Annotated in this window: 11 protein-coding genes; 2 read left to right on the top strand and 9 right to left on the bottom strand. The window is 68.7% G+C overall.

Going from position 1 to position 13,846, the window contains the following annotated elements; translation table 11 throughout:
• Window positions 1–22: 22 nt before the first annotated feature.
• The 9 genes from QTH97_RS27595 to QTH97_RS27635 form a co-directional block, all read right to left on the bottom strand.
• Window positions 23–1,501 carry an NAD-dependent succinate-semialdehyde dehydrogenase gene (locus QTH97_RS27595; protein WP_286571716.1) on the bottom strand — a complete coding sequence of 493 codons (1,479 nt, stop codon included), beginning with the start codon at window positions 1,499–1,501 and terminating at the stop codon, window positions 23–25.
• 37 nt (window positions 1,502–1,538) lie between these two features.
• On the bottom strand, window positions 1,539–2,627 hold the full coding sequence (locus tag QTH97_RS27600) for a tartrate dehydrogenase (protein ID WP_286571717.1): 1,089 nt from the start codon (window positions 2,625–2,627) through the stop codon (window positions 1,539–1,541).
• Between the two features lie 11 nt (window positions 2,628–2,638).
• A complete protein-coding gene (locus QTH97_RS27605; RefSeq protein ID WP_286571718.1) occupies window positions 2,639–4,267 on the bottom strand; it encodes an ABC transporter ATP-binding protein in 1,629 nt (542 codons plus the stop codon).
• Window positions 4,267–5,172 carry an ABC transporter permease gene (locus tag QTH97_RS27610; protein WP_286571719.1) on the bottom strand — a complete coding sequence of 302 codons (906 nt, stop codon included), beginning with the start codon at window positions 5,170–5,172 and terminating at the stop codon, window positions 4,267–4,269. The genes QTH97_RS27605 and QTH97_RS27610 overlap by 1 nt, the downstream gene beginning before the upstream one ends.
• Window positions 5,173–5,187: 15 nt before the next feature.
• Window positions 5,188–6,144: an ABC transporter permease gene (locus QTH97_RS27615; RefSeq protein ID WP_286571720.1), complete on the bottom strand. Its 957-nt coding sequence runs from the start codon at window positions 6,142–6,144 to the stop codon at window positions 5,188–5,190.
• A 34-nt stretch (window positions 6,145–6,178) separates the two neighbouring features.
• Complete coding sequence (locus QTH97_RS27620; protein ID WP_286571721.1) at window positions 6,179–7,801, bottom strand: ABC transporter substrate-binding protein; 1,623 nt, start codon at window positions 7,799–7,801, stop codon at window positions 6,179–6,181.
• A gap of 73 nt (window positions 7,802–7,874) precedes the next feature.
• Entirely contained in the window at window positions 7,875–9,167 is a 1,293-nt protein-coding gene (locus QTH97_RS27625) for an NAD(P)/FAD-dependent oxidoreductase (protein WP_286571722.1), read from the bottom strand.
• A gap of 31 nt (window positions 9,168–9,198) precedes the next feature.
• Window positions 9,199–9,864: a haloacid dehalogenase type II gene (locus tag QTH97_RS27630; protein ID WP_286571723.1), complete on the bottom strand. Its 666-nt coding sequence runs from the start codon at window positions 9,862–9,864 to the stop codon at window positions 9,199–9,201.
• Window positions 9,865–10,074: 210 nt separating this feature from the next.
• Complete coding sequence (locus QTH97_RS27635; RefSeq protein WP_286571724.1) at window positions 10,075–11,556, bottom strand: aldehyde dehydrogenase family protein; 1,482 nt, start codon at window positions 11,554–11,556, stop codon at window positions 10,075–10,077.
• Between the two features lie 223 nt (window positions 11,557–11,779).
• Here QTH97_RS27635 and QTH97_RS27640 point away from each other — a divergent pair, with 223 nt between their 5' ends.
• Window positions 11,780–12,658 (top strand): GNAT family N-acetyltransferase, encoded by an 879-nt coding sequence (locus QTH97_RS27640; protein ID WP_286571725.1) that lies wholly within the window; start codon window positions 11,780–11,782, stop codon window positions 12,656–12,658.
• Between the two features lie 8 nt (window positions 12,659–12,666).
• Window positions 12,667–13,602: a 2-hydroxyacid dehydrogenase gene (locus QTH97_RS27645; protein WP_286571726.1), complete on the top strand. Its 936-nt coding sequence runs from the start codon at window positions 12,667–12,669 to the stop codon at window positions 13,600–13,602.
• The last annotated feature ends 244 nt before the right edge of the window (window positions 13,603–13,846 follow it).

Raw genomic sequence — 13,846 nt, forward strand, 5'->3', positions numbered from 1 at the left:
GTTGCGCGGGACGGCGCCGCGGCTAGAGTTGCCCCTGGCAGAGGTACTTGATGTGCATGAAGTCGTCCAGGCCATGCACCGATCCCTCGCGGCCATAGCCCGACTCCTTCACGCCGCCGAAGGGCGCCGCCTCGGCGGCCAGGGCGCCCTCGTTGATGCCGACGATGCCCGACTCGAGCGCCTCGGCCACGCGCCAGATGCGGCGCATGTCGGTCGAATAGAAGTACGCCGCGAGCCCGAAGGGCGTGTCGTTGGCGGCGGCGATCACCTCGACCTCGCTGTCGAACCGCGTGACCGCCACCACCGGTCCGAAGGTCTCTTCGCAACTGCATTCCATGGAAGCGTCGGCATTCACCAGCACCGTCGGCGCAAAATAGTTGGGACCGTCGCAGCGCGCGGAGCGCACGCGCTCGCCACCGATCACGATGCGCGCGCCCCTGGCCACGGCGTCGCGCACATGGCGCTCGATCTTCTCGACCGCGCGCGCGTTGATCATCGGGCCGATCTGCGAATCGGCCTCGGTGGCCGGCCCCACCTTCAATGCGCCGACCCGAGCGGCCAGCTTGTCGACGAATGCGTCGTGCACCCGGGCCTGGACGAACACGCGGTTCGGGCACACGCAGGTCTGGCCGCCGTTGCGGAACTTGGCGGCCATCAGGCCTTCGACGGCAGCGTCGATGTCCGCGTCTTCGAACACGATGAAGGGCGCATTGCCACCGAGTTCGAGCGAAAGCTTCTTCAGCGTGTCGGCCGAGGCGCGTGCGAGGTGCTTGCCCACGGGCGTGGAGCCCGTGAAGCTGATCTTGCGAACGCGCGCGTCGGCCAGCCAGACATTCACCACCTCGGGCGTGCGTTCGCGCGAGGCGGTGACGATGTTGAGCACGCCCGCCGGCACGCCCGCCTCCTGCGCGAGCTTGACGAGCGCGAGCGAGGTGAGCGGTGTGTCTTCGGCCGGCTTGCACACCACGGTGCAGCCGGCCGCGAGCGCCGGGGCGATCTTGCGGGCGATCATGGCGGCCGGAAAGTTCCACGGCGTGATCGCCGCGACCACGCCCACGGGCTCCTTCAAGGCGAGCATGCGGCGGCCGCTCACCGGCGCGGGGATCACGTCGCCGTTGGCGCGGGTGGCCTCCTCGGCGAACCATTCGACGTAGCTGGCCGCATAGGCCACCTCGCCGCGCCCCTCGGCCAGCGGCTTGCCCTGCTCGCGCGAGACGAGGCGACCCAAGTCTTCCTGGTGTTCGAGCATGAGGTCGTTCCAGCGCTTGAGGATGTGCGCGCGCTGCTTGGCCGGCACCGCGCGCCAGGCGGGAAAGGCGGCATGCGCGGCATCGACCGCGGCGCTTGCGTCGGCGGCCGTGCCGTCGGGCACGCTCGCAAAGATGCCGTCGGTGGCGGGGTCGGCCACGTCGAGGCGGCGGCCATCGCCAGCTGCGCGCCATTCGCCGCCGATGAGGTGGGCGCCAGGCATCAGGTCCTGGCGCTGGAGGGTCAGTGTCATGGTGGAAACGGTCTCGGTTGAACTCGCCATGAGGGCATCAGGCCTCCGCGACGCGCTCGGCGATGGCGATGCCCAACTCGGTGGTGGACGCGGAGCCGCCGAGGTCGCGCGTGCGCGGGCCCTCGCGCAGCACCGCCTCGATTGCGCCGAGGATCGCGTCGTGGGCAGCGCGCCCGGCGCCCTGACCCTGGGTCAGAAAGTCCAGCATCAGCGCACCCGACCAGATCATGGCGATGGGGTTGGCGATGTTCTGCCCGTAGATGTCCGGGGCCGAGCCGTGCACGGGCTCGAACAGCGACGGGAACTTGCGCTCGGGGTTGAGGTTGGCCGACGGCGCGAGTCCGATGGTGCCGGTGGTCGCGGGGCCGAGGTCCGAGAGGATGTCGCCAAACAGGTTGCTTGCCACCACCACGTCGAAGCGCGTGGGCTGCAGCACGAAGCGCGCCGACAGGATGTCGATGTGCTGCTTGTCGACCTTTACGCCCGGGTAGTCCCGACCGACCGCGTCGGCACGGCCATCCCACCAGGGCATGCTGATCGCGATGCCGTTGCTCTTGGTGGCCACCGTCAGGTGCTTGCGCTCGCGGGCGTTCGCGGTCTCGAACGCGTATTTCAGGACGCGGTCGGCGCCATGACGCGAGAAGACCGACTCCTGGATCACGATCTCGCGCTCGGTGCCTTCGTACATCACCCCGCCAAGCGCGGTGTACTCGCCCTCGGTGTTTTCGCGCACCACGAGATAGTCGATGTCGCCAGGCTGCCGACCCGCGAGCGGGCAGGGCACGCCTTCGAACAGCCGCACCGGCCGCAGGTTGATGTACTGGTCGAACTCGCGTCGGAACTTCAGCAGCGATCCCCACAGCGACACGTGGTCTGGCACTGTCTGCGGCCAGCCGACGGCGCCGAAGTACAGCGCGTCGACGCCCTTCAGCTGCTCCTTCCAGTCGTCCGGCATCATCTGGCCGTGCGCGGCGTAGTAGTCGCAGCTGGCCCAGTCGATGATGCGGCAGTCGAGCTCGAAGCCGAAGCGCGCCGCGGCGGCCTGCACCACGCGAAGGCCCTCGGGCATCACTTCCTTGCCGATGCCGTCGCCGGCGATCAGTGCGATTCGGAAGGTGGGTGTCATTTCTGTTTTCCTCATGTCGCCGCCGCTGCCTTGCGGTCCATGTCGTCCAGCCAGCCTTGGCGCAGCTCGGGCACCGAACGGGCCAACAGTTCGTAGTAGGGGTGGTGCGGTCCGCGCTCGTAGTCGCAGCGTGCCACCTGCGCGAGCTTGCGGCCGTGCTGCATCACGACGATCTCATCGCACACCGCACGCACCGTGTGCAGGTCGTGGCTGATGAACAGGTAGGACACGCCGAGCTCGCGCCGCAGTTCGGCCATCAGGTCGAGTACCGCCGCACCGACCACGGTGTCGAGCGCGGACGTCACTTCGTCGCAGAGGATCAGGTCGGGATCGGCCGCGAGCGCGCGTGCCAGGTTGACGCGCTGCTTCTGCCCGCCCGAGAGGCCGCCCGGCAGGCGCCCGGCCACCGAGTGCGGCAGTTTCACGAGATCCAGCAGTTCGCGGATGCGGCGTTTGAGCGGCTCGCCGTGCAGCCCCTTGTAGAACTCGAGCGGGCGCGCCAGGATGCGCTCGATGGTTTGCGAGGGATTGAGGGCGGTGTCGGCCATCTGGAACACGATCTGGATGCGACGCAGCTCGTCCCGGTCGCGCTGTTGCAGCGTCGGCTTGAGTTCGCGGCCGCGGAACAGCACGCTGCCGTGGCTGGGCTTGATCAGGCCGGCCACGGCCCGCGCCAGCGTGGTCTTGCCCGAGCCCGATTCGCCGATCACGCCGATGGCCTGGCCGCGGTGGAGCTTCAGGTCAATGTCCTGGAGGATCGGCTTGGCCGGACGCCCCTGCGCATCCACAGGCCCGTAGCCGGCCGAGAGCTGTTGCACATGGAGCAGCAGCTCGGGGTCGTCGTTCGCAGCCTTGCCCGATTCGTGCGCCACCGGTCGGGCGGCGGCCAGCAGGCTCTTGGTGTACTCGTCGGCCGGCCCGGCGAGGATGGCGCCGGTCGCGTTCAGCTCGCGCATGCGGCCGTTGCGCAGCACCAGGATGTGGTCCGCCATCTGCGCCACCACGGCCAGGTCGTGGCTCACGTACACCGCAGTGGCGCGACGCTCGCGCACCACGCGGCGGAAGGCGCGCAGCACCTCGATCTGCGTGGTCACGTCGAGCGCAGTGGTCGGCTCGTCCAAGATCACGAGCTCGGGGTCGCCGATCAGCGCCATGGCCGCCATCAACCGCTGCAGCTGCCCCCCGGAGACCTGGTGCGGATAGCGTGCGCCGATGGTTTCCGGGTCGGGCAGCGCCAGCTCGCGAAACAGCTGCACGGCTTTCGCCTCGGCCTCGGCACGCTTGCACAGCCCGTGGATGACTGTCGGCTCGACCACCTGGTCCATGATCGTGCGCGAGGGGTTGAAGGAGGCGGCTGCGCTCTGCGCGATGTAGGCGACCGTGCGGCCACGCAAAGCGCGCTGCTGCGCCGCATCCAGCGCCAGCACGTCGGTGCCGCCGATCTGCACCCGGCCCGCCGAGATGCGGCAACCGTGGCGCGCATAGCCCATCAGCGCCAGCGCGGTGGTGGTCTTGCCGGAACCCGACTCGCCGATCAGCGCCAGCACCTCGCCGGGTTGCACGGAAAAGTTCAGGCTGTCGACCAGCGTGTTCGCGCCGGCGCAGATGCTGAGGCCCTGGACAGTGAGTGGTGCGCCCATCAGCGTGCTCCTCTTTCGCGGGCGGTGCGGCCCGGCAGGTTGTCGATGACGAGGTTGACCGCGATGGTGAGGCTCGCGATGGCCATTGCCGGCACGATCACCGAGGCGCCGCCCATGGCCAGCGCGCCGATGTTCTCGCGCACCAGCGAACCCCAGTCGGCCGCTGGCGGCTGGATGCCCAGGCCCAGGAAGCTCAGGCTCGCCAGCAGCAGCACGACATAGACGAAGCGCAGGCCCAGGTCGGCCAGCATCGGCCCCACGATGTTGGGCAGGATCTCGCGCAGCATGACGTAGAGCGTGCCTTCGCCGCGCGCGCGCGCCACGGTCACGTAGTCGAGCGCATTGATGTTGACAGCCAGTGAGCGCGCGATGCGGTAGGCGCCCGGCACATAGATGATGGCGGCGGTGCCCACCAGCATGGGCACCGAGGAGCCGAAGCCCGCCACCATGATGAGCGCGAACATCTTGCTCGGGATGGCGGTCAGCGTGTCCAGGCCGCGGCTCAGCACCGCGTCGATCCAGCGGCCGCTGGCGGCGGCCAGCAGTGCCAGCGTGGTGCCGATGCCGCTGGCCAGCAGCGTGGCGAGGAGCGCGACGCCGACCGTGTAGCGTGCGCCCTCGATGACGCGCGCCAGCATGTCGCGCCCAAGGTAGTCGGTGCCCAGCCAGTGCGCCGCGCTGACGGGCGCGAAGACGTTGTTGCCGCCCATGGCGCCCGATGTGTGCGAGACGAGCCAGGGGCCGAGCAGTGCCGCGAGCAGCCAGAACAGCAGCACCGCGAGGCCGAGCAGGCCGGACGGGCCGAAGCCGGCGAGCCAGCGCAGCGGGCCGCGCTCCCGCTCGGGTAGCGAGGCCGAGACGGGGGGCGTCGCGCTCACGCCCGAGGTAGAGGTAGATGATTCCATTTGGCTGCCTCTTGTTCAGCGGTGACGCAGCCGCGGGTTGGCGACGATGCCGCAGATGTCGGCCGTCGTCACCAGGATCAGGTAGGCGCAGCAGAAGATCATGGCGCAGGTCTGCACCAGCGGCATGTCACGCTGCGAGACGCCGTCGACCATCAGCTTGGCGATACCCGGATAGTTGAAGATGGTCTCGACAATGATCACGCCGCCGAGCAGGTACGACAGGCTCAGCGCCACGGCATTGGCGATCGGGCCCACCGCATTGGGCAGCGCGTGCGCCAGCACCATGCGCATTGGCGAGGCGCCCTTGAGCCGCACCATCTCGATGTAGGGCGCTTCGAGCTGGTCGATCACCGCGGCGCGCGTCATGCGCATCATCTGCGCGACGATCACGCAGCACAGCACGAGGACCGGCATCGCGAAGGCGCGCAGCAGCTGGCCCAGCGACTCGATGTCATTGACGAAAGAAAGCGCCGGCAGCCAGCGCAGCTTGACCGCGAACACCAGCACCGCCAGCGTCGCGACCAGGAACTCCGGCACCGAGACCACCGCCACGGCCGAGGTCGAGGCCGCGCGATCGAACCAGGAGCCGCGCCACACCGCCGAGGCGATGCCGAGCGCCAGCGCGATGGGCACGGAGAACAGCGCCGTCACCGCCGCAAGCAGCAGCGAGTTGGGCAGGCGGCTGGCGACCAGCTCAGCCACCGGCATCTGCGTCGTGGCCGAGCGGCCGAGGTCGCCCTTCGCCATGCCCAGCAGCCAGTTGAGGTAGCGCTCGGGCGCAGGCACGTCCAGGCCCATCTGCGCGCGCAGCGCGGCAAGGGCCTCGGGCGTGGCGTCCTGGCCGAGCTGCTCCTGCGCGGCATCGCCGGGCAGCACTGCGGTGATCGAGAAGACGATCACCGACACCGCCAGCAGCGACAGCAGCGCCAGCGCGATCCGCTGGCCGAGGAGCTTGAGGATCACGAGGTTCATGGAAGGTCTTCCAATGCGGTCCGGCGCGCGCGGCTCAGGCTTCGAGCCACACGTTCTCGGCGAACGCGTAGCCCATCAGGCCGCCGAGCGGAACTGGCGACAGCCCCTTGAGCTTGGACGTGTGGCCGTCGATGCTCGCAAGGAACAGCGGGATGCCGATGCCGGCATCCTGGTGGATCATCGTCTGCATGTCGGCGTACATCTGCTTGCGCTTGGCCAGGTCGGTTTCGGCGCGCGAGGCCAGCAGCAACTGGTCGAACTTCTCGTTCTTCCAGCGTGACTCGTTCCAGGCCGCGCCCGACTGGAAGAACTGCGTCAGCAGCACGTCGGCGCTCGGGCGCGGATTCACGTTGCCGAAGCCGACCGGGCTGTTGAGCCAATGGTTCGACCAGTAGCCATCGGCCGGCATGCGCTTGATGTCCAGCTCGAGGCCGGCGCGCTGCGCGGTCTGCTGCAGCATGAGCGCGATCTCCACCGAGTACAGGGCCGCCGGCGAGGCCACCACGGGCACCTTGCCGGTGATGCCGGATTTCTGCAGGTGGAACTTGGCCTTGTCGAGGTCGAAGGGCCTCTGGGGCAGGCCCGCGAAATAGAAGCGGTTGGTCGGATCGATCGGCTGGTCGTTGGCGACCACCGCATAGTCGAGCGCGATGGTCTTCTTCATCTGCTCGCGGTCGAACAGGTACTTCATCGCGAGGGCGAAGTCCGGGTTGGCGCCGGGACCCATGTCCTTGCGCATCACCAGGTCGGAATACTGGCCCGACTGCGTGGCGAAGATCGCATAGCCGGGCGTGCCCTTCACGCGCTCGACCGAGCGTGGATTGACCGAGCCCACCAGATCCATGCCCCCGGACAGCAGCGCATTGACGCGCGCGCTCTCGTCGCCGATGCCCACGAACTCGATCTCGTCGAGGTAGGGCTTGCCGGGCTTCCAGTAGGCGTCATTGCGCACCACCAGCGAGCGCACGCCGGGCTTGAATTCCTTGAGCTTGTAGGGGCCGGTGCCGATGCCGGCGTTGAAGTCGGTGGTGCCTTCCTTGACGATGTGGAAGTGGAAGGTGCCCAGGATCACCGGCAGATCGGCATTCGGTGCGCTGAGCACGAAGGTCACCTCGTTGGGGCCGGTGGCCTTGGCGCTGTCGATCTGATCGGCCAGCACCTTGGCCTTGGAGGCGGTGGCCGGGTCCTTGTGGCGCATCACGGAGTACACGACGTCGGCCGGCGACAGCGCCTTGCCGTCATGGAACACCACGCCCTTTCGCAGTGTGAAGACCCAGGTCTTCGCATCCTTGGTGGTGAACGAATCGGCCAGCGAGGGCTGCGGCGTCAGGCTGCCGTCCAGCGAAGTGAGGCCGTTGTAGATCATGTTGCAGCGCGAGTAGTCGGTCTGGTTCGACTGCTTGGCCGGATCGAGCGTGTCGGTCGCGGCGGCGGTCGCGCCCGCGACCCGGATGCGGCCGCCGCGTCGTGGCGTCTGCGCATGGGCGGTGACCGCCATGCCCGCGAGGCCTCCGGCAAGGGTGGCCTGCATGCCGCCGGCCATCAGCATCGTCAGGATGTCGCGCCGCGTGGCGCCGCGCTTGAGCGACTCCATCACGCGAAGGCTTTCGCCGGGACCGACGAGGCTTTCGAACCTCTTGTTGCTGCTGTCGCTCATGGTGGGGTACTCCTTGTGGGTCGGTGGCAAAGGTTCAGGTACACGAAACGAAGACGCGGGCTCCAGGGGACGGTCAGGCCATCCTGTCCTTGAGCGTGTAGTACAGGCCCACCGCCGGCAGGAACCAGGGCGGACCGAAGTGACCGGGGATGGCGGGCCAGTCGCGGCCTCGCCAGGGGTTGGCACTCGCATCGCCGCCCATCACGGCGGCCATGCACTCGCCCATGTGGACCGACATCTGCGTACCGTGGCCGCTGTAGCCCATCGCGTAATACAGGCCCTCGCGCTCGCCGGCGTGGGGCAGGCGGTCCTGCGTCATGTCGACCAGGCCGCCCCAGCAGTAGTCGAGTCGTACGTCGCGCAGTTGCGGGAAGGTCTCGGCCAGGCCGGCGCGCAGGATCTCGCCGCTCGCGGCATCCATCTGCGGGCTGGAGACCGCGAAGCGCGCGCGCCCGCCGAACACCAGCCGGTGGTCGGCAGTGAGACGGAAGTAGTGGTGGATGTTGGCCACCGTCACGTAGGTGCGCCGGGCCGCGAGCAGGGCGTTCGCGCGTTCCGCGCCGAGCGGCTCGGTGACCACGATGAAGCTGCCGATCGGCACGATGCGCCGGCGCAGCCAGCCGAAGCTGCCGTAGCCGCCATGGCGTGTCGCACCTGTGGCCAACAGCACCTGTTGCGCGGTGACGGTGCCGCGTTCGGTGTGCAGCCTGTGCGCGTGGCCCTGGCCCAGGCGCTCCATGCGGCGCACGCCGGTGCCGGTGTGGACCTGCGCGCCGTTGCGCTGCCCCGCTGCCGCCAGGCCCTGGGCGAAGCGGCCCATGTGCATCTGGCCGCTGCGCTTGTAGAGCAGGCCGCCATGGAAGCGGTCGCTCTGAACTTCGGCGCGCACGCGTGCCGCGTCGAGGATCTCGACGTCGGTGTCCACGCCATCGTCGACCAGGCGCTGCGCACTGCGTTCGAGCGTGGCCATCTGGTTCGCCCGCGTGGCGAGCTTGAGCTTGCCGTGGCGCAGGAAGTCGCAGTCGATGGCTTCGTCACGCACCAGCCGCGCCACCGTGTCCACCGCGTCGTCGTAGGCGCGATACCAGGCCCGCGCCCGCTCGACGCCGACCTTGGCGGCAACGTCGGCATAGTCGACCGCGAGCCCGTTGTTGACGTGCCCGCCATTGCGGCCCGAGGCCTCGGCCGCCACGCGCTCGCCAGCTTCGAGCACGACGACACGGGCGCCGCGCCGGGCCAGCGCCAGGGCCGCCGACAGGCCGGTGAAGCCGCCGCCCACGATCGCGACGTCGACCTGCGCCGGCAGATCGTGCCGCTCGGGGACGAACGCGGGTGCCGAATCGGTCCAATAGGAGTCGAGCTTCATGGCGTCGGGCGGGCGGGTCGAGTGAAGGAAATCAGAGGCCGACGACGCCGGGCAGGCCGCCGATGTCGGCGATCTCGACATAGCGGTAGGCCGGGTTGCCCGGCCCATGGCCGCGATTGACGAACACCTTGTTGACGATGCCGATGTCGTCCGCCGACATCAGGTCGTAGCGCAGACTGGAGGACACGTGCAGCACATCCTCGGGGTTGCATCCGAGCGAGTCGAGCATGTATTCGAAGGCCTTCAGCCGCGGCTTGTAGGCCTGGGCCTGCTGCGCGGTGTAGACGCGGTGGAAGGGTGCACCGAGCATCGCGACGTTCTTCTGGATCTGGTCGTCCGACGCGTTCGACAGGATCACCAGCGGAATCTCCTTCGCGACTTTGGCCAGCCCCGCGGGCACGTCCTCATGCGGACCCCAGGTCGGTACGGCGTCGTAGTACTTCTGCGCGTCGCTGTCCAGGTACTGCAGCTTCCACTTCCTGCAAAGCCGGCGCACAGCGTTCTTCAGCACTACCTCGTAAGGCTGCCAGTCGCCCAGCACTTCGTCAAAGCGATAGCTGGAGAAATCCGCGATGAACTGTTCCATGCGTTCGACCGGCACGCGGTCGGCAAAGATGTCGCGGGTCATCTCGCCCATGCGAAAGCGCGTGAGGGTGCCGTAGCAGTCGAAAGTCACGTACTTGGGACGGAAGGTCATGGTTGCTGATCCTGTGTCAAACCGGTTGCCGACCGGGGCGGGTCGCCTGCCTTATGCGGCAATTGCGACAAACTCATTACGAAGTGATTGCAGCACGCTGTTGCACTGGGGATGTAGGGAAATGCGGCCCTCGCCGCACGAAAGCTGCGGTTTGCGGGGGGTGCGGCGGCATGCCATGCGGTCTGCCCTCGATGCGTGCGGCCATGCACCTCAGTGCGTCGCCGCGAAGTCGATCAGCACGCTTTTGAAGCGCAGGTTGGCCTCGACCGCCTGGCGCCCCAAGTCCTTGCCGATGCCCGACTGGTGGTAGCCGCCGGTGGGAATGACGAAGTCCGCGCTGCGTCCGTAGCGGTTGATCCAGACGGTGCCAGCCGAGATGCCTCGCATCGCGCGCAGCGCGCGGCCAATGTCCGCGGTGTGCACACCGGCGGCAAGGCCGTAGTGTTCGTGGGAGGCCAACGCCAATCCTTCTTCTTCGTCGTCGAAGGTCTGGACCGTGAGTACGGGCCCGAAGATCTCTTCCCGCACGGCGGGATTCGCCGCGTCCACGCCCTCGATCAGCGTGGGGCGGAAGTAGGCGCCGCCAAGGCCGGCGTCGAACAAGCCACCGCCGCAGCGGATGCGGCCGCCCGCGTCGCGCGCACGATCGACGATGTCGAGGATGCGCCCGGCTTGCGGCGCCGAGATGATGGGCGGCAGCGTGGCCGCGTCGTCCCAGGTCGCGCCCGGGCGCAGCGCCTCGAAGCGGGCGGCGATGCGCTCGACCAGTGCCTCCGCGATGCCGCGCTGCACGATCAGCCGCGAACCGGCCACGCACACCTGGCCCGCATTGCCCGCGATCGCGCCTGCGATCATGCCGGCGAGGCGGTCGGCGTCGGGCGCGTCGTCGAACACGAGTTGCGGGCTCTTGCCGCCCAGCTCCAGTGTGACCGGCTTGGGGCCATGCAAGGCACAGGCGGACATGATCGCAGCACCCGTTCGCGTGGAGCCGGTGAAGGTCATCTTCGAGATCAGAGGATGCCGCGAGAGCGCGTCGCCCGTCGTGCGTCCATCGCCCTGCACGATATTGAACAGGCCCGGCGGGACGCCGGCCTCGATGGCCAGCTCGGCCAGCCGCAGCGCCGAGAAGGGTGTCAGTTCCGACGGCTTGAGCACCACCGCATTGCCGGCGGCGAGCGCGGCACCGACCTTCCACGACATCATGACCAGCGGGAAGTTCCACGGTGTGATGGCACCGACCACGCCATAAGGCTCGGCCACCACCATGCCGAGGTGGTCGTGGCGCGTCGCTGCGACCTCGCCGCCGAGCTTGTCCGCGTACTCGGCGAAGAAGCGCAATCCCTCGGCCGTGAAGGGGACGTCCCAAGCGACGGCATCGCGCACTGGGCGCGTGGAGCACACGGCCTCCAGCGGCCCGAGCCGCGTCGCGTCGGCTTCGATCAGGTCGGCCCAGCGGCGCAGCACGCGTGCGCGCTCGCGCGGCGCACCGCGCGCCCAGTCGCTGCGGCGCCAGGCGGTCCATGCGTCGCGCACGGCGGCGTCCACCGTGTCGGCATCACCCAGCGGGAGCTCGGCATGCGGCTGCGCGTCGGAGGGCCGCTGAACGACCATGCGGCCGGCGTCGGGAACGAGGCGTCCGCCGATGAAATGGCCCGAGGGCACGTGGATCTGTCGGGGGTCGAAGACTTGCATGTTGGCAGAGGCGTTGGAAAGTCGCAGGAATGCCGGTCGATGCTAGGCAGGATGGCGCAGCATTTGTGTGCGTAAGCAAGCGCCTCAACGCATTGAATTGCAAAACCCGGCGCCTTCGCAGGTGAAGCTTGCAAGTTGCGGTGAACCTCGATTTCGGTCTGGTGCAGCGCGCCGATGTCGTCCAAGATTGACGCGCCATTCCCTTCGCAGAGAGACCTTTCCGATGCCCGAGCACACCCTGAATGCACCCGCCGTGGATGGCGTGGCGCTGAGACCGATGACCCCGGCCGACCTTCCGCTCGCGCACGCGCTGTCGGCCGAGTTGCGCTGGCCGCACCGCCCGGCTGACTGGGCGCAGGTGTTTGCGCATGCCGAAGGCATCGTCGCCGAGCGCGACGGCGAAATCATCGCCACGGGCCTGCGCTGGCGCTGGGGCGAGCGCCACGCCACCATCGGCCTCGTGATCGTGACACCGGCCTGCCGGGGCCGCCGCATCGGGCACCGGCTGATGAGCGCGCTGCTCAACGGACTGGACGACCACACCGTGCTGCTGCACGCGACCACCGAAGGGCGGGGCCTGTACGAGCGGCTGGGCTTCGTGCGCACCGGCGAACTGCGGCAGCATCAGAGCGTCGCGCAGCCGGCGCCGCTGGTCGCGCTGCGGCCGGGCTGGCGGCTGCGGCCGGCCGGCCTGCATGAAGTCCAGGCGCTGCAGGCGCTCGATGCCGCGGCGCGCGGCATGCCGCGCGATGCGCTGATCGCCGACCTGCTGGCCACTGCCGATGCCTGCGTGGTGCTCGACCAGGACAACGAGCCGCGCGGCTTCGCGATGCTGCGCCGCTTCGGACGTGGGCACGCCATTGGTCCCGTCGTCGCACCCGACGCGGAGGGCGCGAAGGCACTGATCGCTCACCTTGTGAGCCTGAACGCCGGCCACTTCACGCGCATCGACATCGACGTCGACAGCGGGCTGGTCGACTGGCTCGAAGACATCGGCCTGCCGCGCGTGGACGCGCCGACCACGATGGTGCGCGGCGCGCCACTCGCCACGCCGCTCGGCGGACCGGCGCTGTTCGCCATCGTGACCCAGGCCGTCGGTTGAAGTCGGCGATGGGCGCGTCCACCTTCCTCTACAAATCCGACCCGGTGCGAGGCCGCCAGTGGGCCGAGGTGTTCCGGCACCGCGCGCCCGAGATCGACTTTCGGATCTGGCCCGACGTTGGTGATCCGCTGCGCGTGCGCTTCCTCGCGGCCTGGGAGCCCCCGGACGATCTCGCGACACGGTTTCCGAATCTCGAGGTGCTGTTCTCCTCGGGCGCCGGCGTCGACCAGTTCGATTTCGCAGCGCTGCCGGTCGAACTGCCGGTGGTGCGCATGGTGGAGCCCGGCATCGTGCGCGGCATGGTCGAGTACGTCACGCACGCCGTGCTCGACCTGCATCGCGATATGCCGCAATACCGACGCCTGCAGCAGGAAGGCCAGTGGCGCCCCTTGCCAGTACGACCCGCAGGCGAACGACGCGTCGGCATTCTCGGGCTCGGTTCGCTGGGGCAGGCCGTACTGGCCCAGCTCGTCGGCATGGGCTTCGATTGCGCGGGATGGAGCCGGTCGCGGCACGCGGTCGACGGCGTGCAATGCCATGCGGGCGAGGACGAGCTGGCCGCGTTCCTCGCGCGTACCGACATCCTCGTGTGCCTGTTGCCGCTCACCGATTCGACGCGCGGTTTCCTCGACGCGCGACTGTTTTCGATGCTGCCGTCCGGCGCCGGCCTCGTGCATGTGGGTCGCGGGCCGCACCTCGTCGAAGGCGACCTGCTGGCCGCGCTCGCAAGCGGACAGGTCGGCGATGCCGTGCTCGACGTGACTGATCCCGAGCCGCTTCCGCCGGAACATGTCTTCTGGCGCCATCCACGCATTCAGTTGACGCCCCACATCGCGAGCATGACGCAGCCGCTGAGTGCTGCGCAGGTGGTGCTGGACAACCTGCGCCGCTTCGAAGCCGGTGAGTCGATGGTCGGCCTGGTCGATCGTGCGCGAGGGTACTAGGCACACCCCCAGGCTTGCCCACCTCGTGGAGTCGCCACCCCCTGCGGGGCAACACGGGCGGCCGCGGCACAGCCGGTTCCGCGGTGTTCCCGGACTGGGTCTTGAGGCGCCACTTGAGGAGACAACAGGATCTGCTGTTGCAGCGAACATAACCGCAGCGTGCTTCGCGCAACGCCCCCAAAGCAGCACCAGATCCGAAGCTGTGCGACATAAGCTGAAGGCATCGAAAGCTTCTTCCGCTCTC

Source organism: Variovorax gracilis, assembly GCF_030317115.1.
Classification (GTDB): domain Bacteria; phylum Pseudomonadota; class Gammaproteobacteria; order Burkholderiales; family Burkholderiaceae_C; genus Variovorax; species Variovorax gracilis.

Bases quoted from the DNA above. Each gene is read 5' to 3' on its own strand.
- QTH97_RS27630 (WP_286571723.1), bottom strand. From the start codon at position 9,864: ATGACCTTCCGTCCCAAGTACGTGACTTTCGACTGCTACGGCACCCTC.
- QTH97_RS27635 (WP_286571724.1), bottom strand. From the start codon at position 11,556: ATGCAAGTCTTCGACCCCCGACAGATCCACGTGCCCTCGGGCCATTTC.
- QTH97_RS27600 (WP_286571717.1), bottom strand. From the start codon at position 2,627: ATGACACCCACCTTCCGAATCGCACTGATCGCCGGCGACGGCATCGGC.
- QTH97_RS27595 (WP_286571716.1), bottom strand. From the start codon at position 1,501: ATGACACTGACCCTCCAGCGCCAGGACCTGATGCCTGGCGCCCACCTC.
- QTH97_RS27605 (WP_286571718.1), bottom strand. From the start codon at position 4,267: ATGGGCGCACCACTCACTGTCCAGGGCCTCAGCATCTGCGCCGGCGCG.
- QTH97_RS27615 (WP_286571720.1), bottom strand. From the start codon at position 6,144: ATGAACCTCGTGATCCTCAAGCTCCTCGGCCAGCGGATCGCGCTGGCG.
- QTH97_RS27625 (WP_286571722.1), bottom strand. From the start codon at position 9,167: ATGAAGCTCGACTCCTATTGGACCGATTCGGCACCCGCGTTCGTCCCC.
- QTH97_RS27610 (WP_286571719.1), bottom strand. From the start codon at position 5,172: ATGGAATCATCTACCTCTACCTCGGGCGTGAGCGCGACGCCCCCCGTC.
- QTH97_RS27620 (WP_286571721.1), bottom strand. From the start codon at position 7,801: ATGAGCGACAGCAGCAACAAGAGGTTCGAAAGCCTCGTCGGTCCCGGC.
- QTH97_RS27645 (WP_286571726.1), top strand. From the start codon at position 12,667: ATGGGCGCGTCCACCTTCCTCTACAAATCCGACCCGGTGCGAGGCCGC.
- QTH97_RS27640 (WP_286571725.1), top strand. From the start codon at position 11,780: ATGCCCGAGCACACCCTGAATGCACCCGCCGTGGATGGCGTGGCGCTG.